General features: G+C 77.0%; 9 protein-coding genes. 3 read left to right on the top strand and 6 right to left on the bottom strand.

Going from position 1 to position 22,102, the window contains the following annotated elements:
- Positions 1-403: 403 nt before the first annotated feature.
- From ACFY07_RS24200 to ACFY07_RS24180, 5 genes are all read right to left on the bottom strand, one after another.
- Positions 404-1,144, bottom strand: a complete 741-nt coding sequence (locus ACFY07_RS24200; RefSeq protein ID WP_390871565.1) for a hypothetical protein — start codon at positions 1,142-1,144, stop codon at positions 404-406.
- A 364-nt stretch (positions 1,145-1,508) separates the two neighbouring features.
- The gene (locus ACFY07_RS24195) at positions 1,509-3,209 is read right to left on the bottom strand and encodes a hypothetical protein (protein WP_390871563.1); all 1,701 of its coding nucleotides are present in this window, start codon (positions 3,207-3,209) and stop codon (positions 1,509-1,511) included.
- Between the two features lie 17 nt (positions 3,210-3,226).
- Positions 3,227-7,735, bottom strand: a complete 4,509-nt coding sequence (locus ACFY07_RS24190) for a hypothetical protein (RefSeq protein ID WP_390871562.1) — start codon at positions 7,733-7,735, stop codon at positions 3,227-3,229.
- Complete coding sequence (locus ACFY07_RS24185; RefSeq protein ID WP_390871559.1) at positions 7,732-12,510, bottom strand: hypothetical protein; 4,779 nt, start codon at positions 12,508-12,510, stop codon at positions 7,732-7,734. Before ACFY07_RS24185 ends, ACFY07_RS24190 begins: the two co-directional genes overlap by 4 nt.
- A gap of 155 nt (positions 12,511-12,665) precedes the next feature.
- The gene (locus ACFY07_RS24180; RefSeq protein WP_390871557.1) at positions 12,666-16,328 is read right to left on the bottom strand and encodes a DUF6603 domain-containing protein; all 3,663 of its coding nucleotides are present in this window, start codon (positions 16,326-16,328) and stop codon (positions 12,666-12,668) included.
- Between the two features lie 154 nt (positions 16,329-16,482).
- On the opposite strand from ACFY07_RS24180, the gene ACFY07_RS24175 reads away from it, so the two are divergent.
- The gene (locus ACFY07_RS24175) at positions 16,483-19,416 is read left to right on the top strand and encodes a peptidoglycan-binding protein (RefSeq protein WP_390871554.1); all 2,934 of its coding nucleotides are present in this window, start codon (positions 16,483-16,485) and stop codon (positions 19,414-19,416) included.
- 851 nt (positions 19,417-20,267) lie between these two features.
- On the opposite strand, the gene ACFY07_RS24170 is transcribed toward ACFY07_RS24175, so the two are convergent.
- Complete coding sequence (locus ACFY07_RS24170) at positions 20,268-20,846, bottom strand: TetR/AcrR family transcriptional regulator (protein WP_390871552.1); 579 nt, start codon at positions 20,844-20,846, stop codon at positions 20,268-20,270.
- Positions 20,847-20,934: 88 nt separating this feature from the next.
- On the opposite strand from ACFY07_RS24170, the gene ACFY07_RS24165 reads away from it, so the two are divergent.
- Together ACFY07_RS24165 and ACFY07_RS24160 are read left to right on the top strand one after the other, a co-directional pair.
- Positions 20,935-21,381: an anthrone oxygenase family protein gene (locus ACFY07_RS24165; RefSeq protein WP_390871550.1), complete on the top strand. Its 447-nt coding sequence runs from the start codon at positions 20,935-20,937 to the stop codon at positions 21,379-21,381.
- Positions 21,382-21,992: 611 nt separating this feature from the next.
- On the top strand, positions 21,993-22,102 hold a 110-nt coding region (locus tag ACFY07_RS24160; protein ID WP_390868505.1), incomplete at its 3' end, for a transposase.

Genomic DNA, 22,102 nt, shown 5'->3' with positions numbered 1-22,102 from the left:
CGGGCCCGCACCACGTCCTCGCAGCAGCGTGGCCTGGAGACCTGCATGATCACCGAGACTGCGGCACACCCCTGGGTCGACTACCGCGAGCGCCATGCGGTCGAGTGCGGGACCAATCGCCTCAGGAGGCACCGCGCCGTCGCCACGCGACACGACAAGCTCGCGGTCCGCTACGAGGCGACTGTCCTCGTCGCTGCCATCAACGAGTGGCTGTGGCCCTCGGCCGTTACGCGGTGGGATCCACGTTCCACGCCTCCGGCAGATCGCCGGCGCAGAAGACGCAGACGAAGCCGCCCTCGCGCACGATGTTGTGCTCCTGGCAGTCAGGGCACCGTCGGAACATCACCTCGTGGGTGAAGCCGGAGGGGCCGCCCGAGCCCTCCACTCAGGACGGCCGGGCGGCTCAGGACGGCCGGGCCGTCAGGGAGCGCGTGCGCTCGTACTCGGCCCGGTCCTGGATCCGCCAGACGGCCTGGCCGACGGCGAGAACGCCGCGCGCAGGCAGGGGGACGTCGCCGATGCGCGGGTTCTCCCGCAGCCGGACGGGGTGTCCGAGGTCGACACCGTCGAACGTGGCGCGGGCCTCGTCGATGAAGTACATCTGCTGCGGCATCAGGGTCCCGCTGTGGCCGCTCGGCATCACCCCGGACATCCGCAGGCGGCCCAGCCCCAGCGCGCGGGCCGCCAGCTCGCGAGCCCCCACCAGGGGGCGGGGGCGCCATGTGGCCGGCGGCAGCACCGCGCCGGCGCGGTTCAGCAGCGAGAGGGGCCTGGTCACGTGGGCGGTGAGGGTCCAGTCCACCGCAGGCGTGTCCATCGTGACCCTCAGGGACGCCGGGCCCGTCCAGGTGAGACCGATCCGGGCGAATCCCGTGTGGTCGCAGGCGGCGCCGTAGTACCGCGGGCACGCCGTGTCGAGCCGCTCCCCGTCGACGTGGATCGACCACCTGCCGCCCGGATCGCGATGCCACAGCGTGCGGAAAGGGGCGAAGGAGCCCTCCGGGAACACCCGCAGCGCGAGCACGTGACCGGAGTCGAAAGGCAGGCCGAACACGCCCCAGCCACGGACGTACTCGTGGTCCGGCCAGGGAGCCCGTCCCCGCACCTCGGGACGTCGCGACAGCCTGGACGACAGGTCGAGCATCTGCGTCACCTCGTTCCCGACGGCCCCCGACCTGTGTCCAGCATGCCCACAACCGGCACCCGGGATCCACCGGAGGACCGGGTCGTCGCCGCCGTCCCGCCCCGCGCCGGCAGTGCCCGGCCGCCCCTGGGACCCGGCCCGCCCGGCACCGGCGCCTGCCGCACCGGGACCCGGACAGCGCGGCGAGCGCCGAGCGCCGAGCGCCGGGGCGTGCTCGGCGGACTCACCGACGAGCACCGCCGCACCGCCTGGCGAAGAGGCCGTGGAAAGCGGCGGAACGGCCAGGCCGGGGCAGGTGCAGGACTCCCGGCAGCCGGCAGGGCGGTGGTGTGCCGCCGCGGGCGCGTGAAGGGGTCGGTGGCGATCAGGAGTTGGCGGCAGGTCGGGGTGCCGGGTGCTCCAGCAGGTCGTAGCGGAGGCCGGAGGTGGCTTCGCCGCGTCCTTCGCTGCGGGCCCGGGCCTGCCAGAGGACGGTTCTGCCGTTGGTCCAGCGGGCGAGCTGCCAGTGGCGGACGGCGCGGGTGCCGCCGGGGGGGATCTCGTCCTCGGGGACGGCCATGGGGGTGCCGCGGTCGAGGATCGCGCCGCGGGCGGTGGCGCCGAGGCGGAGGAGGAGGGTGCGGCCGGGGTGGTCGGGGTCGGGGACGGGCAGCAGGGGGACCCAGTTGTCGGCGCCGCCGGTGCTGAGGCGGTAGTGGAGGACGGCGCCGGGGGTGGTGGCGGCGGGGGCGGCGGCGGTGCGGGGCGGGGTGAGGTCGACGGCGCGGCCGGCCGGGCCGGCGACGCTGCGCTCGACGGCCCAGGCCAGATTGGCGGCCTCGTCGCGGGCGAACAGGACCTCCTCGACGGGGTCGCCGTCCAGGGAGTCGATGACGCCGGCGGGGAGCACCAGCAGGTCCGCGGCGGGGCGGACGGCGCCGGCGGTGGCGGGCTGGACGCTGGGCCTGAACAGGGTCCAGTCCGGGCCTGCGGGGGGAATCAGGACCTGCTCGCCGAAGGTGTCGGTGACCACGACGGAGCCGATCCGGGTGACGCTGCCGACGGGCAGGTCGAGCGGGACCAGGAAGTAGTCGTTGGCGTAGCCGGTGGCGTACTCGGCGACGAGCATGCGGGCCAGGTCGGTGCCCTCTGCGGTGACGCCGCCCCAGTAGACGCGGGAGTCCTCCATCTCCCACCAGCGGGTGGCGGGCATGCCGGGGTAGGCGGCCACGGCCGGCAGCACGGTGCGGACCACCTTCTCGACGGCCGCCGAGGGCACCGCGTCGATCGGGGCGGGGGTGCCCAGGGAGGCGCCCTCGCGCACGTCCAGGTCGGACCAGTCCAGGCGGTGGCCGTGGTGGCCGCGGGCGGCCAGGACCGTCTCGGCGGTGTCGTCGCGGGCGGCGACCGCGAAGGCGTACTCCAGCCGGTCCTGGTCCCAGGCCCGGCCGGGGGTCTCGGCGACGGTGGGGACGCCGAGGGTGGCCAGCCAGTCGTGGACGGCGTGGCCGACGGCGTTCGCCTGGTCCTGCGGGATGCCGATGCGGGCGGGGCCTCGCTCGCGCAGCAGCGCGAGCCCGTCCGGGACGCGGCCGACGGCCACCGCGTGGTAGCCGCGGGTGTCGTCGTCGGCGGGGACGCCGCTGCCGTCGGCCGGCGGGGGCGGCGGCGCGGGCAGCGGGTAGGCGGCCAGCACTGCGGCGATGATCTGGGGAGCGGCGCCGCAGGCCCGGAGCGACCGCAGGAAGTCCAGGCCGAGCTGGACGGCGGTGCGGCGGTCGTGGGCCAGTGCCGCGGGCTCCCGTTCGACGACGGCCTCCAGCGGCAGCGTCGGGTCGATCGGCGCCACCGAGCCGGGCACCGGGCCGCCCTCGGGCCGGTAGCGGGAGAGCGGCGCGGCCTGGGCCCGTACCCGGACCGCGACCGGGGAGCCGGCGTCCTCGCCGTGGAACTCGCCGACCTGCCACTGCCGGGCGAGCAGCCACAGCGGGTCCGCGGTGGCGGCGGCCAGGCCGGGGGACATGTCGGCGGCGCGGGTGCGCGGCTCGATCCGGGTCCAGGAGGTGATGGACGGCTGCTGGGGCACGGGGACTCCCGGTTCGGTCAGCCGGCCGGCGGGGCGGCGTCGACGGTCAGGTCGGTGGAGACGGCCAGGCCGTCCGTGTTCAGGCCGAGGTAGACGGCGGGCAGGAACTGGCCCGCGGCCTCCAGCAGGTCCAGGTCCACGGCCCGGACGGCGGCCAGGTCCAGGGTCTGGTGCAGCAGCCGCTCCAGGGCGCCCGGTGTCCAGAAGGCCGTGTCCTGGTGCGGCGGCACGGCCAGCAGGACCGTGTTGGGCGGTGCGGCGGCGGGCGCGTCGTACTCCAGAGCCAGGCCCGCGGTCTGCCGCGGCGCGGGCACGGTCTCGGTCCACTCGTCCAGGGCCAGGCCGACGAGCTGCCGGGACAGGTCCAGCCGGCCGGGCGAGGTCACGGCCACCACCAGCGACAGCCGGCCGGAGCCGGCCGGGCGGGAGGTGCTCTCCGCGCCCCACCACACGTCCCCGGCACGGTACGGCAGCTGGGCGATGCGCAGGCGTTCGCGCGGGGCGTCGGCGACGGGGGCGTCCAGCATCTCCGCGAAGTCCGCCGCGTCCTGCCAGCGGGCCGCGCCGCCGCGCACCCGGGCGTACTGGCGCAGCCAGCGGTGCGCCGAGCCGGGCGGGCCCTGCAGGGCGGTGTCGTCGAGGGACGGGGCCAGGCCCGTGCCGGCGGGGGCCATCAGCGGCGGCAGCACCGGCAGGTCCGGGTCGAGCAGTTCGTGCAGGCGGTCCCGGTGGTGCCCGGCCAGCTCGGCGGAGCCGGCCGGAGCGGTGGCGTGGTCGGCGGCGAAGGCGGCGGTCAGCGCGTCGTGGGCGGCCAGGCGGCGCAGCAGTTCGGCGCGGGCGGCGGTGACGCACTGCGCCACCGCCTCCTTCTCGCCGGGCGGGCCCGCGGGCGGCGGCACGGCCCCGGCGATGCCCGCGCCCGCCGCCCGCACCAGGGCGGCCCGCACGGCGGGCAGGTTCTCCTCGGTGGTCTCGGGGGCGTCCGGGCCGCCCAGCGCGGCCAGGGCCGCGCGCAGATGGGCCAGGGCGAAGTCGGCCCGGTTCTGCGTGTCCTGGGCCGCCGCTGCCGCGGCCTGCTCGTCGGCGGGCGGCTCCTGCCCCGGCGGGACCAGATCGGCGGCGGTCAGCGGGCGGGCCCGCAGCAGGAGCTCGCGCACGCCGCCGACGCAGGCCAGGAACTCGGTGACGGAGACCGCGTCGGCGGGCCAGGACGGCAGCCGGCCGAAGTCCAGCCGCAGCCGGTAGGCGCGCAGGTCCGCGTCGGCCGGGCGGGCGTACGCCCACGCGGCCAGCACGATCCGGCGCTCCAGCTCCGCCGTGTCGTCCACGGCCAGGCCCTGACGGCGCAGCATCACCTGGTCGATCGCGGACATCCCGAGCCGGTCCAGGGTCAGCTCGGCCACGACCGCCGGCGGGAGCGGCGCCGGGCTCCCGTCCCCCTGGGGCTCCCAGTGCAGCACGCAGCGGACCCGGGCCGGCAGCGGCAGCAGCGCGGCGGCGACCGAGTCGGCCGCGGCGGCGGCCGTCATCCGCGGCTGGTCGCCGACGGCGGCCGGCCAGTCGGCGCGGCTCACCGGGGCCTGGTTGGCGGCCAGCAGCAGGCGGTGGGTGACCGGGTCGCCGCTGCGCGGGCCCTGGGCGAACTCCAGCTCGCCCGGCGGCACTTCGCCGCGGGCCAGCGCGTCCACGGCCGTCGCGGCCCGCTCCGGGCGGCCCTGCGCCACCTGGTGCACGCCCTCGGCCAGGAGGCTGTCGTGGAGCGCGTCGACGGCGTCGGCCAGCACCGTCAGCACCTGCTCCAGGGCGGTGCGGTCGTCCCCGGAGGCGGGCAGCGGCGGCGGCACGGGACCGCCGGGCGGCGGCGCGGGCGCCGGTCCGCCCCAGGGCAGCAGGCCGTCGCGGTGGCGCAGGTGCAGCGCCAGGCCGTCGGTGAGCACGCCCGCCGCGCCGCCCGAGGAGACCTGCCCGTCGGGCGGGACGAGGGTGCTCTGCGCCGGGGCGAGCGCGCGCAGCGTCGGCAGGAACCGGTCCAGGGTGCCGCGCGGGTGCTCGTGCAGGGCCCGCTCGGCCAGGCCGCCCAGCAGCAGGCCCAGCGGCCTGCCCGCCCGCACCCCCGCCAGCAGCGTGCGGGCCAGCCGCACCCGGCGCGAGGACAGGTCCACGGCGAACGCCTGCCCGTCGTGCGAGCGCTGCGCGCTGCGCAGCACCGCCGCGGTCGTGGCCTGCCCCACCGAGGGCGCCAGCACGTAGCCGGTGGCGGCGCCGCCGTCGGACAGCGGCCCGGCCTCGTCCGCCGGCAGCCTGGTCACGGCCGGGCGCCGTCCGGCGGGGGCGAGGTCCAGCGCCCAGCCGTAGGCACCCGTGTGCACACCGGTCGGGAAGGTCCGGCGCAAGGTTTCCAGACGCTTCGTCGCGAAGGATGTGATCCAGGCGTCCAGGCGGTGCGAGGCCAGGCCGAGGACGCCCGCCAGGTGGCGGGCCGCCTGCTCGGGGGCGAGCCGGGCGGTCGCGGCCAGCGCCGCGCGCAGTTCGCCCAGCCGGGCCCCGCCCGGGTCGGCGGGCAGCGCCAGGGACAGGTAGGCGTCCAGGTCCGACGCGGACGACGCGGGCGGCAGCCCGTCCCGGCCCGTGGTGGAGGCGCCCCGGGGCGGGGCGGCGGCCAGGCGGCGCTCCAGGGTGGCGGTGGTCTCGCCCTCGGCGATGTCGATGAGCTGCGGCTCGGTCGGCTCCACGGCCCCCAGCAGCCCGGCGGAGCGGGAGAACTCGTCCAGCAGCGCGGTCCGGGCCAGTCGGTGCAGCAGCGGGCGGGCCGCCGTCTGCGGTTCGCGGAGCAGCGCCGACGGCAGCAGGCCGCGCGCGGCCAGGCCCGCCAGATAGGCGTCGGGGGTGTCCGGTCCGGTGCCGTCGGCGGTCAGCGGGGTGTGCAGCGGGAAGGAGCCCGAGGCGAACACCGCCCGCGCCAGCGGCGGCTCCCCGGCCAGTTCCAGGGTGCGCAGCAGCGCCATCGGCCCGGTGAACAGCTGGCTGCGCCAGTCCTTGCCGAGCCGCAGCCGCAGGAACCGCCACAGCCAGATGACGTACTCCTCGCCGAGCACGCTGCGGGCCCGCACCTCCAGGGCGCGCGGGCCCGCGCCGAGGATGCCCACCAGGTTCTCCTCGGGGCGCGCGGACCGGCCCAGGCGCGGCACGCGTGCCGCCGACGGCTTCCACACGCCCGAGCGCAGCCGCGCCAACAGCGCCAGCCCCGCCCGGTCGTCGCTCTCGCCCGGCAGCGCCGCCCACTCCCCGGTCTCCATCACCGGCAGCACGCCGTAGGGCTGGCTGCCGATCCGCAGCGTCGGCAGCGGGCCCTCCGCGCGCACCCAGTCCAGGTAGTGGCCGCGCACCCGCTCCACGACCGCGGGCGGGACCGAGCCGGCCAGCATGTGGCGCAGGAAGTAGCCCCAGGTCGCGGACCAGGTGGCGGCCTGCACGGTACGGGCCGTGTCCGCGTCGGCCGGGCCGTGCGGCAGCAGCCGGGACAGGGCGGTCGGCGCGCCCGCGCGCGGCGGCGCGTTGCGGGCCGCGGCCAGCGGGCCGCGGGCGTCGTGGGCGAGCGCGATGCCGAGCGCCCGCGCCAGCCGTCCCGCCTCGGTGGCCGGGCCGGGCACCGCGTCCGCGTGCCACACCGGCTGTCCCGGATCGGCCGGGTCGAAGCCGGAGCGGGCGCCGTCGGTGTTGTTGGTGGGCGTTCCGGGGGGCAGGTGGGCCAGCCCGTCGGCGGCCGCGTGCGCCTCCAGCAGGGCCGCCAGCTCCTCCGCGCCCCGGGCCGCGTCCGGGCGCTGCGAGACGCCGAAGACCAGCAGCCGGTCCACGCGCTCGCGCAGCTCCGGCGGCAGGTCCAGGGTGAGGGCCATGCCCGCCTCGACGGCCGCCTGGTAGTCCGTCATCCAGCGGCCCGCCGCGTCCACCGGCGGCGCGGTGTCCGGGACCTGGGACAGGTCCGCGCCCGGGTCGAGGCCCACCACGAGGTCGCGGCGGACGTCGTGGCCGGACATGCCCGCGGCCCGGACGCTCCCGGAGACCGCCACCGCGCACCAGCGGTCCGGCAGCAGCCGGGCCACCGCGGGCCGGGTCCACGACTCGGGGCGGGTGCTCGGGCTCGGGAAGACCGGCGTCACGGGCAGCGGCGCGTCCGGTGGCAGCGGCGCGGCGGGACGGCCGGCCGGGTCCGGCTCCGTCACCTGTGCGATCCAGCGGGCCCGGCCCGGCCCGAACAGGGCGGTCAGGCCCCTCCACGCCTCCGCGAGCCGTCCCGGCTCCCCGGCGGAACGCCAGGCGTCCTCCCAGTAGCGGCGGGCCGCCGCGGTCTCCTCCGCGGTCAGCGGCGGCTCGTGGCTGTCGACGTGGAGCGTGTCCGGGAAGACGCGGATACGCAGCCGCTCGTTGTCCGGGCCGTCGAAGCGGGTCTCCACCCGGACCGGCAGCAGCGCCAGCGGCCACTGCGTGTTCAGCGTCCACGGCGACGCGGGGATGGGCGTGGTCATGGCCGGGCAGCCTCCGGGAGGATCATGTCGCCGGCGTGCACCGCGCAGCACACCGGCCGTTGCAGGGTGTCGAGGGCGTAGTGGGCGGCGTTGAGGGGGTCCGCGGGCTCCTCGGCACCGGTGTCCAGGCCGAAGCGGAGACTGGCCGGGGGCTCACGGAAGGCCACGAACCAGCCCGCGTCCCCGTCCGTGCCGCGCGCCTGCGCCGCGCTGACGGGGAAGCACAGGAGCCGGGTGCCGGCCCCCAGCCGGGCCCCGAACAGCGGCAGCAGCTCCTGGCCGCCCTCCGGCATCACCCGGGCGCCCGCCGACCAGGCGGCGCGGCGCAGCGTGACCGCCGCGGCCGGGTAGCGGTCCAGCAGGTTGCCGCGGATCAGCAGCACGCAGGCGCCCTCGCCGGGTCCGCCCACGCCGGTGGTGTGCGAGCCGAGCTCGCCGGCGGTCCAGCCGTCCATCGGGGTGATGTCGGTCGCCTCGGCCGGGCGCGCCCCGCGCACGTCCCAGAAGGTGCGGAACCAGGTCGTGGCCGGGTCCACGGGGACCTCCCGCCAGAGCAGCTCCCGGCTCAGCTCGGTGTTGAGCCCGGCCAGGAACGCCTCGAGGAAGGCCGGGTCGGTCTCCAGCACGGTGAGCGTGTCCGCGGGCAGCAGTTCCCCGCCGGCCAGCAGGTGCTCCGGGTCCAGGGCCCGCAGCAGCTCGTAGACGGGCTGGTCGAAGCCGACGGCGGCGGTCAGCGGGCGCAGCGGGTCCGCGCCCGCGGGCGGGCTCAGCGGCGCCCCGTCCAGGGCGACCTGGGCCAGGGCCCGCCGGGTGACCTGCACACCCGGGTCCAGGGCGGCCCGGACCGCGGTGGCGGCCTGTGCGATCGGCACCGTCGCGGCCGGGACGGACCGGGTCAGCTCCTGGGTGGCGGAGACCCGCGCCTGGTGCCGGACGGCCGCCGCCACGAACCGCTCCGCCACCGCCTGGCGGCGGGCCACCAGGGCCGGGTCGAGGTCGGCGACGGCCACGGCCGCGCCCGCGCTCTCCCGGCCCCACCAGCCCGCGACCGGGTTCTCCTGGCCCCACCAGGCGGCCCGCCCGGTGTTGTCCAGGTCGAAGCCGATCCGGTACAGGCCCCGGTTCTCGTCCGGCTGGTTCTCGATGCGGAACACCAGCAGGTCCGGGCGGCGGCTGCCGGTGAAGTCCGCGACGGCCACCCCCAGGCCCTGGTGCGGCACGGTCCCGGTGGGCTCGCCGCCCAGGGAGGAGGCGCCGGTCCAGCCGCCGGTGACCCGGCCGCGCCGGTTGACGCGGCGCCCCACGCGGTAGTCCACGCGGTCCCCGGCGCCGTTGCGGGTGGCGGCGACCACGACCAGGTCGGCGCAGTCGTCGTCGTCCAGCAGGTCGGTGACGGCGATGCCGAGCCCGGTCACCTCGGCCGTCACCGGCCACGGCACGTCCGTGCTGTGGCCCCAGCCGTCGCCGACCGTGCCGTCGGCGCCCAGGGACCAGCCGACGCGGTAGGCGATGCGGCCCTGGAAGGCGTAGGCGAGGACCAGCTCGGGGCGGCCGTTGCCGTCCAGGTCGGTCACCGCGATGCCGCAGGCCTGGATCGCGGGCAGCGGGTCCGGCACGGTGAACGGACCCTGCCAGCCGCCGGTCGCCGTGCCGGCCGCGTCCAGGTCCCGCCCCACCCGGTACACGGCCCGCCGGGTGCCGTCGGCCTGCGGCTCCACGGTCAGCACCACCAGGTCCGGCCGCCCGTTGCCGGTCAGGTCCGCCAGCGCCGTGCCCAGGCCCTTCGCCTCCTCGTGGAAGACCGGGCCCGCGTACGGGTCGGCGGGGCCCCAGGAGGCGCGCGGGCGGCCGTCGAAGCCGAGGTCGGGGCCGACCCGGTACCGCACCTGGTTCGGGCCGCTCGGGCTGTCCAGGTGCGCCACGACCAGGGAGCCGAAGACCCCCACGGGCGGCGCGAAGCGCCAGCGGTCCGCCCTCGGTGCGCCGTCCGGGTCGCCGCTGCCCGAGGTGTCGGCGGGGAACCCGAGGCCGATGCCGAGCCTGCGCCCCAGGCCGCCCACGACCAGGCTGCCGTCGGTCTGGACCCAGTACACCATCCCCGCGGCCGGGTTGGCCTCGGTCGGCGGAACGGTGGTGCTGGGGGATCCCATGTTGAAGGTGGTCCAGGCCGGCGTGGCGCCGTCGAGGCCGGTGACCGTGGCGGCGGCGCCGTTGCGCAGCACGATGTGGTTGGCGCCGGTGCCGCCGGAGACGCCCAGCGCGCTGCCGAGCAGGCCCGCGTTCGCGGGCGGCGCGCCCCGGCTCACCCAGCCCCCGGACACCCGGTACTCCCACAGCCGGGTCACCGCCTGCTCCGTCCAGGCCCGCTCGGCCAGCCGGACGCCCGCCGAGCCGTAGGGGACCGGGGCCGAGCCGAAGTACAGGTCGGGTCCGGTCGGGTTGGCCGGGTCCTTGCAGATCCGCTCGTACCAGCGCCACACCCCGTCCGTGCCGCGCTGCCGCTGGTAGAGCGTGCCCCACTGGGTGGTCACGAACACCGAGGAGCCGTCCGCGAGCACGCCCGGGGCGCGGTCCGGGTCCAGCCAGATCATCGTCGAGCCCTGGAGCTGGGAGGGCTTGCCGTGGTACGTCCACGTGTCCGTGGACAGGTCCATCTGTGCCAGCTGGTCGCCGACCAGCAGCCACAGCGAGCCCGCCGCGACCGCCGGCGCCCCGCAGGAGCCGGTCAGCTCCGGGTGCTGCCGCCACACCCAGCGGTCCGCCTCCCAGCGCCGCTCGATCAGCCGGCGCATGCTGCTGAAGCCGGACGCGAGCGTGAAGACCCGCCGCTCGGTCGTCGACGCGGCCAGCCCGCCGCCCAGGTACCAGACGTCGCCCCACAGCTCCGAGGGGTGCCGCCGCCACCTGCCCCGGGTCAGCTCGTACAGGCTGTTGTCGCTGCCCAGCACGTACGAGCCGTCCAGGCCGTTCACGACCGGCGAGGTGATGGCCACGCGGGGGCCGGTCGCGGGCGGCAGCGGGGCGGGAGCCGTCGGCGGCTTCCACCAGGCGTCCGCGGCGGCCTGCAGGCCCGGATCGAACAGGGCCAGGTCCAGGGGGTTCCCCCGCGGGTCGCGCAGCGTCGCGTCGGCCACGGCGCCCGCGGGCAGAACGGCGGGCGGCACCGGGTCCACCCGCCGCGCCGCCAGCTCCGTCACCGTCCCGTCCGCGGTCGCGCCCAGCCTCCCGCCCAGCGAGACCGGGCCGCGCACCGCCCGCCGGAACGCGGGCGTGACCGCGGCGGCCACCGCGGGCGCCTCCCCGGCCAGCAGGTCGGCGACGGTCGCGGGGGCGGCGGGGGCAGCCGTCGGGGCGGCGGGGGCGGCCGCGGCGGGGGCGGCCGTCGGGGCGGCGGGGGCGGCCGCGGTGGGGGCGGCCGTCGGGGTGCCCGGCACCAGGTCGTGCACCGGTCGGGTGACCGCGAGCAGGGCAGCGTCCGACAGGCGCGCGCTCGCGGCGGCGGTGAGTCCGGCGGCCGGGACCAGGCCGGCCCCGGTGACCCGGCGCCGGTACAGTGCGGTGCCCGCGTCGCGGGCCAGCTGCGCCCGGCCCAGCACGAGGTTGGCGTCGCGCAGCCGGACCACCTGCTCCCAGACGGCGGCGACCAGCTCCTCCTGGTGGTCCCGGACGATGCGGGCGCCCAGGGCGGCGACGGCGCGGTAGCGGGGGTCGAGGTTGAGGGTCTCCAGCCAGGCGGGGCCCTGGCCCTGCGCGGGCAGTCCGGCGGGCACGTAGGGACCGCCGTACAACGGCGGGGTGAGCCGGTCGGTGGCCGTCATCAGCGGGCGCATGGCCGTCCGCCAGGCGGTCCGGAGCGGCCAGGCGGGCAGGGTGCCGGGGGCGCGCAGGGCGCTGGGCAGGACGGTGAGCGCGCCCGGGTCGCCCTCCGCGACCGGGATCGGGCTGCTGCCGGTGACGTCCAGCGGCCGGGCGCCCACGCCTGTCGCGGGCCGGGGCGCGAGCCGCTCGACGAGGGTCTGGAAGTCGCCCTCGGGCCCGGCCGTGAAGCTCCAGTGGTGGTAGACGGGCAGCGTGACCGGGCCGCTCGCGTGCACGTTCCAGGCGTCGGCGGCCGGGCCGCCGTCGTCGTCGGGCCCGAGCAGGCCCAGCCCGGCCCGGCGGCCCGCCTCGAAGGCGGGCACGACCGCCGCCAGGTGGCGCACGCCCTCGGTGAGCGGACGCGGGCACAGCAGCCGGGAGGAGCACCGCTCCGGGTGGTCCCGCAGTACGACGGCCGGGTCGTCGGCGGCGTCCTCCACCACCGCCTGGGCGTGCGCCCACGCCCAGGAGCGGGCCGGGTCGGGCAGGGCGGAGGCCGGGCAGGACAGCACCGGGGCGCGCCCGGCCGGGGTGTCCAGGACGGCCTCGTCCTCCCGCAGCACCACCAGCACCAGCCACGGCCGCAACCGCCCCCGCGCGTCCGGCACGCCGGGGCTGAACAGCCACGGCAGGTCCGGCCGGGCGAACTCGACCGCGGCGAAGCCCGTGGTCTCCGCGTCGGCGCTGCCGGGAGCCGGGAAGGAGCGGACCACCTGCGCCGGGTCCAGCCCCGTCACGTCGCCCGGGCCGAGCAGCGTCACCCGGACCGCGCCGCCGTCCAGCTCCTCCCCGCCGCGCGACACGGTCAGCCCGACCGCCGTCCCCGTTCGGCCGCCCGTCCCGTCCCCCGGCTGCCCGTCGATCCCGCCGGCCAGCCCGTCACGGACCCACGGCAGGAACCGAAGCCCTCCACTCACGCTGTGTCTCCTGCCGGGTCGGCCGCCGCAGCGACGGCGGGGGTGGTGGTGCGGGTGGACGCGGGACGGTGCTGGCCGGGCGGGGCGCGGGGTGGTTCGGGAGCGCGGCCCGGGGGTTGCCGGTGCGGGGGTGTGCGTGCGGGACGGCGGGGGTGTCAGGCGGGCGTGGGGAGCCTGCGTGCGGCCAGGAGCAGGTCGGCGGTGAGGGCGGTCACCCGGAGGCCGTCGGCGGCCTGCACGGCCTCCGTGTAGCCGGTGCCCCCGGCGGGGCCTCCAGGGGCGGCGTACCGCAGCGGGGCGGTGGCCAGGGCCGGGCCGGAGGCGGCGAAGCGGTGCCGGGCACCCGCCGCCGCACCCGCCTCCGCGAGGACCGGCAGGTCCGCCGCCCGGACCGGCTCGGTCCGGACCGCCGCGGCCCGCCCGGTCCGCGCGACCTCCGCGGCTGCGTCGGTGTCCCCGGCCGCGTCGGTGTCCCCGGCCGCGGCGGGGGCCTCCGCCGGTGCCGCGTCTCCGGCCGGTACCGCGTTCCCGGCCGGCGCCGTCTTCCCCGCCGGGGCGGTGCGGGTGACGGCCGGGTCGGGGGTGTCCCTGGTGATCGTGCGGTAGCCCACCTCGCTGAAGGCGGTCAGGGGGACGCCGCCGGTGCCGGTGCCGGAGGCGCAGCGGAGGCCGGCGGAGGCGATGCGGTAGCCGGAGCGCATGGTCTCGAAGGAGGGGCGGCTGAGGCGGGCCGCGTCGTCGAGGTCGAGGAACTGGCCGGGGGCGAAGGAGTCGCCGAGGGCCGCGCCGAGACTGCCGGGGCGGGCCTGCGCGCCGGTGCCGAGGCGAACGCCCGTGATGTCGTAGGCGGCCCTGGCGGCGACGCGGTCGGAGCCGATCCGTTCGAGGGTCAGGCCGAGCGGCAGGGCCCGCTGGGAGACGGCGAGCGAGCCCAGCGGGTGGGCCAGGACCTCGCCCGCGCGGGCGTTGACGCGGCGCAGCGCGACCGGGTCCGCGCCGGGGGCGGCGGCCGACCAGGAGGACGGGTCGGACAGGGCCCTGCGCAGGTCGGCCAGCGGGTCGACGGTCCTCGGCAGGACGGGGGAGGTCCGGCTTCCGGAGGTGACGTCGAAGGAGACCGAGACCGAGACGAACCAGACCTTGACGTGGGCCCTGCCGCGGGCCCGCCACGGGTCGGGTCCGGTGAGGTTGAGCTCGACCCCCACCGAGATCAGCACCTTGGAGCCGCGCCTGACCGCGGCGGTGGCGAAGACGTCCACCTCGAAGGCGAAGGGGGAGAGCCGGACGAGCGCGTCGTAGCCGAGGTGGCCTTCGACGGTGAAGCCGGCCTTGGACGCGAGCAGTTCCAGGCGGGCGCCGTGCTGCACGGTGTTGGCGGTGACGGCGAGGTAGGCCTCGGCGCGCAGGCGCGGGTTGTCGCCGCGGCCGAGGTCGAGGGCGACGCGGCGCAGCTGGGGGAAGCCGGCGGGCTTGTCGTCGAAGCGCGGGTGGAAGCCGCCGACGGAGAGCAGGAACCGGCGCCGGGCGCCCCACTGGAGCCGCATCGCCATCTCGCCGGTGAGCGGGAAGCCGGCGATCTTCGAGTCGACCAGGGCCGCGTCCAGGGAGGCGGTCTTCGCGCCGAGGTCGACCAGGCCGACCGCGTCCATGCGGAGCTGGACCACGGGGGCCCCGGGGTCGGGCAGGGCGGCGGTGATCCGCGCGGCCAGGCCCGCCCGCAGCGGTGCGGGGAACTCCAGGAAGAGCGCCAGGTCGACGGTGACGAGCGGTTTCGCGCCCCAGGTGAGCCTGCCCATGACGCCTGCCACGTAGCGTCCGGGCGCGGCGGGGAAGAGCGAGCCGAGGACCTCGGGCAGGGCGGTCGGGTCGGGCCTGCCGGAGGGGCCCGCGGCGGGGGCGGGGAAGAGCAGGGCGTCCAGGGCCTTGGTCCTGACGCCCGCGCGCAGCGCCTCGGGGTCGGCGGCCCGGTTGACGCCGACGAGCAGGCCGAGGCCGGACAGGGCGAAGCCGAGCCCGATCTGCCAGCCGGGCGACCAGGTGCCGGAGGCGAGGAGCAGCAGCGACCAGGTCTCGCGGCCGTCGCGGGTGCGCAGCGGGCTGCCGTCGGGCAGCCGTGTGTCGATGACGGCGAGGGCGGAGAGCCGGATCGCGTGGCCGCCGAGGTCCATGCCCAGTTGGGCGGCTCCCGCGTAGCGTCCGCGCGCCCGGTCGGCGATGAGCGCGCCGGAGCCGGAGACGGGGCCCGAGTCGACGGTGAGCGCGAAGGAGGCCGGCGGCTTCAGGGTGGCCCCGGCGGCGAGGGGGCCCAGACTGCCGGCGCCCCCGGCGGCGTTGCCCGCCTCCAGGCGCAGCCCGAGGTCGGCGGCGGAGACCTGGAGCGGGCCCAGGTCCAGGCCGAGGTCGGCGGCGGTCTCGAAGGCGACGCCGGCGGAGTCCACGGCGAACCGCACCCGCACCCGGGGGATGCGGACCGGGCCGAGCTCCAGGGCGACCGGGACGGTGCGCTCCAGACCGGCCGAGCCGGTGAACCGCAGGCCCGTACCGGGGCTGAACTCGGCGCCCAGGTCGAGGGCGACGGTCAGCGGGTCGGCGGGCAGGACGCGGGCGAGGAAGCCGTCCCCGTCGGCGCCGAGGACCAGGCGTGCGCCGCCCGCGCGCAGTCCGGCGGCGAAGGAGAAGGGGTGGCCGGCGGCGGCGAGGGCGGTGACCGTGGCGGTCAGCGCGTCGATCTCCAGCCGGGTGCCGGTCGCGGGGCCGATCCGCAGCAGCGGCCCGTCCTGGGGGGCGGCGGTGAAGGACACCCGGCCGCGGGCCTCGCCGGCCGGGGCGGGGGAGCCGTCGTCGGCGGAGGCCGGGGCGACCGTGTCGCGGTCGATCAGCAGGGCCGGGGCGACCGCCTGGAGCAGGGCCTCCACGGTCCAGTCGCCGAAGGTCCAGCGCGCGTCCACGGCCCCGGCCAGGACGACCGCGACGACGATGCCGGCGGGCCCGTCGCCCAGGCCCGCGGTGAGGGTGAGCGCGGCGGTGCCGTCCGCCCCGGAGCCGTCCGCGGCGCGCGGCGGCTCGCCGAAGGGCACGCCCAGGGAGATCCGCAGCAGCCGCTGCGCCGCCGCCCGCGCCTCGGGCGTCAGCAGCGGGTCGCCCGCGGCGGAGGGCATCCCGTACACGGCGCCGAGCCCGAGCTGGCGGGCGGCCTCGGCGACGAGCGGACCGATCCGGTCGGCGACCAGGGCGGCGGACGGGCCGTCCCGGAAGGCGTGTTCCAGCACCACCGCGCGCGGCTCGGCCAGGGCCCGCCCGAGCCGGTCCAGGTGCAGTCGGGGCCGGGGCGCCGCCCTGCGCACGACCGTCGTACCGAGTGCGAGCGGGGGCTCCTGGTCGAGGGTGCGGACGCCGAGCAGCAGCAGCGCCGCAGCGAGCCACGGGAAGCGGGACTGGAGCCAGCGGTCCAGCAGGGCGTCGAACAGGTCCTCGACGAAGGCCTGCACGAGGGCGGCGGCCTGCTCGGGCGTCACCTCCGCCGGGGGCTTCCACGCCTGCGCCGCCCTGCGCAGCGCGAGCGCCGCCCGCCCCGCCGCATCCAGCGCGGCGGCGACCTCCGCGACGTCGTTCGGGCCCTTCTCCAGCAGCGGCGTCAGCTCGTCCACGGCCAGCCCGCAGGCGGTGAACCCCCCGGCCAGCGCGTCGTACAGGCCGGCCACGCCGGAGACGTCCCAGTCCAGCGCCTCGAAGAGCTGCACGGCGTCGGCGGGACTGTGCGCGGCGGCCAGGACCGGACGCAGCAGTTCCGCGGCGGCCTCGGCCAGTGCGCGATCCACCCGAACCGTCATCGCTCCCCCAGGCGTTGACTTCACCGACCCGCGCACGTCCCGTGCACAACCCTCTTGCACAGAACCCACATCGGCCATCGCTGATCCACGCCAGACTCACATAATCCTTACGGTTATGGCAATCTGACAGACACACAGATCTTTGACGTCACCGGCCACCACGCCACCACGCCACCACGGGGAGCCCGCCATGCCGCCCGTCCTCGCCGCAGCCCCGCCGCCCCCACCCGTCGTGGACGTCGCGGCACTGACCGCGGCGGCCGTGCGCGTCGGCCGGACCCAGCCCGAACAGCGCTGGTACGGAGGCCCGGTGGCGCTTCCGCGCGAGCACAAGGGCTACGTCGTCGACCTGGCCGACTACCTGGCCTGGCTCGACGAGCTGGAGCGCGCCACCACCTGGGACGTCGATGAGTTCGTGCAGCGGGTCCGCCTGCTGTACTACGGCAGGGCCACCGGCAACGCCCTCTTCGACGCCGTCCTCGACACCAGCGGCGACACGTGGGTCGACACCCCCGTCACCACCGCCGACGTCCCTCAGCGCACCCTCGACAACCTCTTCCGCACCGGCGCCGTCCGGGTCCGCCGCGACCTGCCCCCCGTCGACCTCTCCCACCTGTGGGTGCTCGCCGACCGCGCCCGCAACGGCCTCACCTGCAAGGCCCACGCCGTCGACACGGGCCTCGCCGACGTCACCGGCCTGCTCAGCTGGACCGGCGACCTCTGCTCCTGGTGGTCCGAGTGGAACGACGCCCGCATGAGCGCCCGCCGGGCCGCCCTCGCCGCAGGCACCCCCCTCACCGCCCCGCCCTTCGTCGAATCCGCCGACCCCGCCGCCGTCGCCGCCGTCCCGCTGCCCTGGCTCGACCAGGCCGTCACCGCCCGCTGCGCCGCCGACGACCTCATCGGCGACATCGACGCCGTGGTCCTGATGAAGGAGTTCGCCAAGCTCAAGGACCCCTCCCCGACCACCTCGCAGACCCCCGTCACCGACCTGCTGCGCTCCTACTACGACCTGGCGCACCCGCCGGCCGACCGCACCGCCGTCCACTGCGCCAACCGCTTCCACCTCTTCCTCGCCCGCGTCGTCCCCGGCATCGCCGACGAGGAGGACGGCGCGGGCGGCCCCGGCGCCCGCGCACTCGGCGCCACCGCCGCCGAGGACATCCGCAAGGCCGTCCGCAAGGCCGCCTTCGCGCTGCTCTACACCTCCCGCTACCGCCGTGCCAGGTTCCACACCGAGGCACTCGACGCCTTCCCCGAGGCGCACGACAGCGTCGTCCACGACCTGCCGGGCATCGGCAGGATCAGGTTCGCCGAGATCGACCGCGAGATCGACCACGAACTGGACAGCCCCTGGGGCGCCGCCGTGCTCAAGGAGATCGCCGACCGCTTCGCCGCCTGGCTGCGCGCCGGGCTCACCGGCGACGGCTGGGTCCTGAACGGCTGGCCCCTGGTCGACCCGCTGGCCCGCTGGGGCGGCGGTCCGCTCATGCTCGGCGCCAGGGATCCGGCGCCCGGCCCCGACGGGGCGCCCGGACCGGTCAAGCGCCTCCAACTCGACCTGATCGCGCTCGGGTTCACCGTCGTCGGCACCGCGGACGGAGACTTCGGCGGCCGGACCGCCGTCGCCCTGCGCGAGTTCCAGATCGAGGCGCGGCAGACCCGCCTGTTCCGCGACGTCCCGCCGGGTCCCCCGGCCGTGGACACCACCGAACCGGCCCCGATGCGTCACCGCGGCCCCGTGAACGGCGTCCTCGACCACGACACCGCCCAGGTCCTCGCCCTGTGGGCGGAGGCCTCCGGCCTCACCGGGGCCGGCACCACCCCGATCCGGCTCAACCCCCTGCGCGTCCGCTCCCAGCACTACACCAACGCCGGACTCGGCGCCGTCGTCGACGACGACGTGTGGACCTGGAACCAGGTCACCGACTCCGGCCTGGTCGTCTGCGCCGTCGACTACCTGCGCCGCCAGTGGTTCGACGCCGTCGAGAAGGGCGCCGTGCCCGCCCCCGAGCTCGGCTCCGAGGGCTACGACCCGGTCGTGCTCGGTTCCTGGATCGACGAGGGCAGCGGCGGCCCCGTCCAGATGCCGGACAGGTACATCCACCGCACCTGGGCCTCCGCTCAGATGACCCCCTACAACTGCGCCGACCCCGACGCCCCCGCGATCCCCGTCGTCGCCTCCCAGTACCGGGTGGTCCGGGCCATCGCCAAGGTCGAGATGTACGGCTACTTCGACGTCCACAACTGCTGGGACATCGCCCGCCTCTCCATGGGCATGTACCACTGGACCCTCGGCCCCAACGGCCGCTGGGAACTCCCCGCCATGCTCAGCCACTACCGCACCCGCCACCCCGAGGACTTCGACCGCGACTTCGGCTCCTGGGGCATCGGCATCGCCGAGGGCTGGAACGACACCCAGCCCGACGACTCCGTCAACCGCGCCAAGCTCACCGGCACCCTGGCCATGTACGGCCTGCACGACGAGGACGGCGTCCTCCAGCCCCACCAGGCCCTCCCCTTCACCCCCGCCACCGGAGGCGGCGCCAAGGACGCCTACCTGCTGGACTGGTTCCGCAGCTGGCGGGTCCTGCACCGGCTGCTCACCGTCGCCCGCGACAGCCGCCGCTTCCAGCACTCCCAGTACCTCTTCGCGCTGATCCGCCTGCGCACCCTGCTCGGCCGCGACTTCCAGTCCGCCACCGGCCCGGACGCCACCGGCCCCTTCCGCGCCGACGGCACCGTGGCCCGCTTCGGCGACGTGTTCACCAGCGAGCAGGCCGTCGCCGCCCTGCTGCGCTGGCATGTCAACCGCCCCGACCGCATCATCGCCGCCGACGGCGCCGTCCACGCCGCGCGCGGCGCCTACGAGGCCGTCTTCGGCACCGGCCGCGTGGACCTCGGCGCCCTTCCCGCCGCCGGCGCCGACGCCCGCCAGCAGGCCCTCGCCCAGTGGCTCATCGACAACGCCCCCACCGCCGGCTCCTTCCAGAACAGCGTCCGCCTGGCCGTCGAGTACAACGACGCCTACCTCGGCCGCCTCTCCGACCGGGCAGGCTCCCTGATCCGCCCCTGACGGGGCGGGAACCGACACGGCCCGGCCCCCCGCCGCACCGCCCTGCACGGAACGGGTTGACGGGGCGCCAGGCCGCGTTTCGGAGGGGTACGCAGGCAGGACACCTCCGTGCAGCGCGGGCAGGTGGTCGCCGTGCGCTCCCACGAGAACGTGGGCCGCGTCCACCGCCGTTGCGGCCGCCGCGACGGGCAGCACCGCCGTCTCGGGGGCCCCTCCCCCGCCTGGCCACCGAGCCCGCCCACGGAAACCCGGGCCTTCGCCGCGGACCCGCGCCCGATGGAGCCGGGCCGCCGCAACCGCACGGTACGCCGCGGCGGCCTCCCCACCGCAGACGGCGCCTGCACCGTGCTTCACCGCCCGCACCGACACCGCCCCGGCCACGCGGCGCCGCGCGCCGTCGCAGGAGTGCCCGGGGACGCGCCTGCCCGCTGACACGGCGGACGGCCGGTCCCGCCGCTCTGCGTCAGCGCCGGACGGGGGCCGGAGCCGTCCAGTGGACACTCCCCCGGCAGGCGGCGGGCACCGGGCAGCGGCCTGCACCGAGGGGGGCGACCCCCGCGGTCGGCCCGGAGCCCGGCCTTCCAGCCGTCCCGGCACCGGCAGCAGCGGCCGGACCGCCGCTCGCCCCGGCTGCCCAGGACGCCCATCGGCCACGACTCCGGACGGTCCCTGGGGCGGGCGCCGGGCCGTGGTCGACGACCATCGCAGCGTGCGGGGCGGGTGCCCGTCCGGGGGACGGGGCCCGGCGGTCCGCGGCTGCGCCGTGCGGGGGCGAGCGGCCGGAGGCGATGCCGCAGGCAGGCAGCGGCGGAGCCCGAGGGCCCTGGCTGCGTGCCCGCCGGGACGGTGTGTCAGACCTTGGCGAGCCGGTCCACCAGCAGCTCCACCCTCGCCTCGGTCTCCTCCGGCGGCAGCCGTCCCGCCCGGGTCAGGGTGGCCAGCCCGTGCAGGGCCGCCCAGAACACCTCGGTGAACAGTCCCGGGTGGACGCCGTCCCCGGCGACCTCGCCGAGGCTTTCCAGGAGGGCTGCGAAGGCGTCCTTCAGAGGTTGCGGGGTGTCCTCGTCCGCGAAGGCCAGGCCGCCGTCGAGCTGGAGCATGGCGTCGTAGACCGCCGGGTTGCGTGCGGCGAAGCCGAGGTAGGCGCGGGCGAGGGCGGCGACCCGCTCGCGCGGGCCGTCCGCGGCGGAGGTCGCGGCACGCACCGCCGCGGCCATCTCCGCGGCGCCTTCGAGGGCGACGGCGCCGATGATCTCGCGCTTGCCGCGGAAGTGGCTGTAGAGGACGGGCTGGCTGTATTCGATGCGCTCGGCGAGGCGGCGGGTGGTGACCGCGTCCCAGCCCTGCTGCTCGGCGAGTTCGCGGGCCGTCGCCACGATGAGGCGTTCGCGTTCCGCCCGTTCGCGCTGCTTGCGCTCCTGTACCGACACGACTGGATCCTAGCACCGCTAGATAAACAAGCGGCGGCAATACCAGCGTTGCCTCATCACCTAGCGGCACTGGATGCCAGGGGGCATCATGTTCGACGCACTCGAGGTCGTCACCACCGTGATCGTCGGCGTGATGGTGGGGGTGGAGTTCTCCGTCGCCTTCGTCATCAACCCGATCCTCAACACGCTCCCCGAGGACAGCGGCCGGCTCGGCCGCGCCCACGGGGGCCGGATGCTCGGCGCCGTGATGCCGGTCTGGTACATCGGCTCGCTCGTCCTCGTCGCGGTCTGGGCCTTCGCCGGGCGGCACCACCAGGGCACCGGCCTCGTCGTCACCGCCGGCGCGCTGCTGGTCCTCAGCGTGATCATGTCGATCCTGCTGCTCGTCCCGATCAACAACCGGGGCAGGACGTGGACCCCCGAGAACCGGCCCGCCGACTGGAAGGAGCAGCTGAACCGCTGGGACCGCTACCACTACGGCCGCGTCGCCGTCATCATCGGCGCCTTCACCCTGCTCGTCGCCGCCCTCACCTGAGCCTGCGGGCCGACACCGCGCCGGCGGCGCACGGTCCCCGATCCCAGGGCGGCAGCCGGCCACCGCAATCCCGGCATCCGGGAATGCAGCTGCCGCTCAGAGCCCGCAACCGCGATCCCGGCGGACGACGCCCCCGACGCCCCGGACGGCCTGCGCGACTCCTGGCTCCTGGCCCGGCCCGCTGCGTACACATCACGCAGGACGACCCACCGGATCGAGGCTCGGCACGAGGGGAGGACCCGCCCATTGACCACGACCCGACACGCACCCCGGCTCCAGTGCGGTCCCGTGATCACGTGCGGGTCGACTGCACCCAGGCCCGCCCGAAGACCTTCCGGTCGATCCGCAGTCGCAGACGGGCCCTGCCGGCAGACGTCTCCACGGTCGGCCCAGGAACCGGACCGGTGGGGCCCACGTCTCTCGCACCATGACTTCTGACAACCAGCACGGGCAGGCCGGCCGCACCGGGGGCGTCCTGCCGGCTGCTGCGCCTGCGGATCCGCCGAGGGTCAACGACTACGACAGCATCGCCGAGGCGTACTGAGCTGCACTGATTTTCGTGGAGTCCTTGAAGCCTGGGTTACGATCCAGGCGTAAGGAGAACTACAGCAGTGCCAGCACCCCGGAAGTACCCCGATGAGCTCCGTGAGCGCGCCGTCCGCGAGGTCCGCTCGAGTGGCCGGCCGGTCGCGCATGTCGCCCGCGACCTCGGCATCCACAA

This window comes from Streptomyces sp. NPDC001380 (assembly GCF_042895785.1).
Taxonomy (GTDB): domain Bacteria; phylum Actinomycetota; class Actinomycetes; order Streptomycetales; family Streptomycetaceae; genus Peterkaempfera.
Note: the sequence above shows the minus strand (reverse complement) of the source record. Positions and strands in the feature narration are given on the sequence as shown.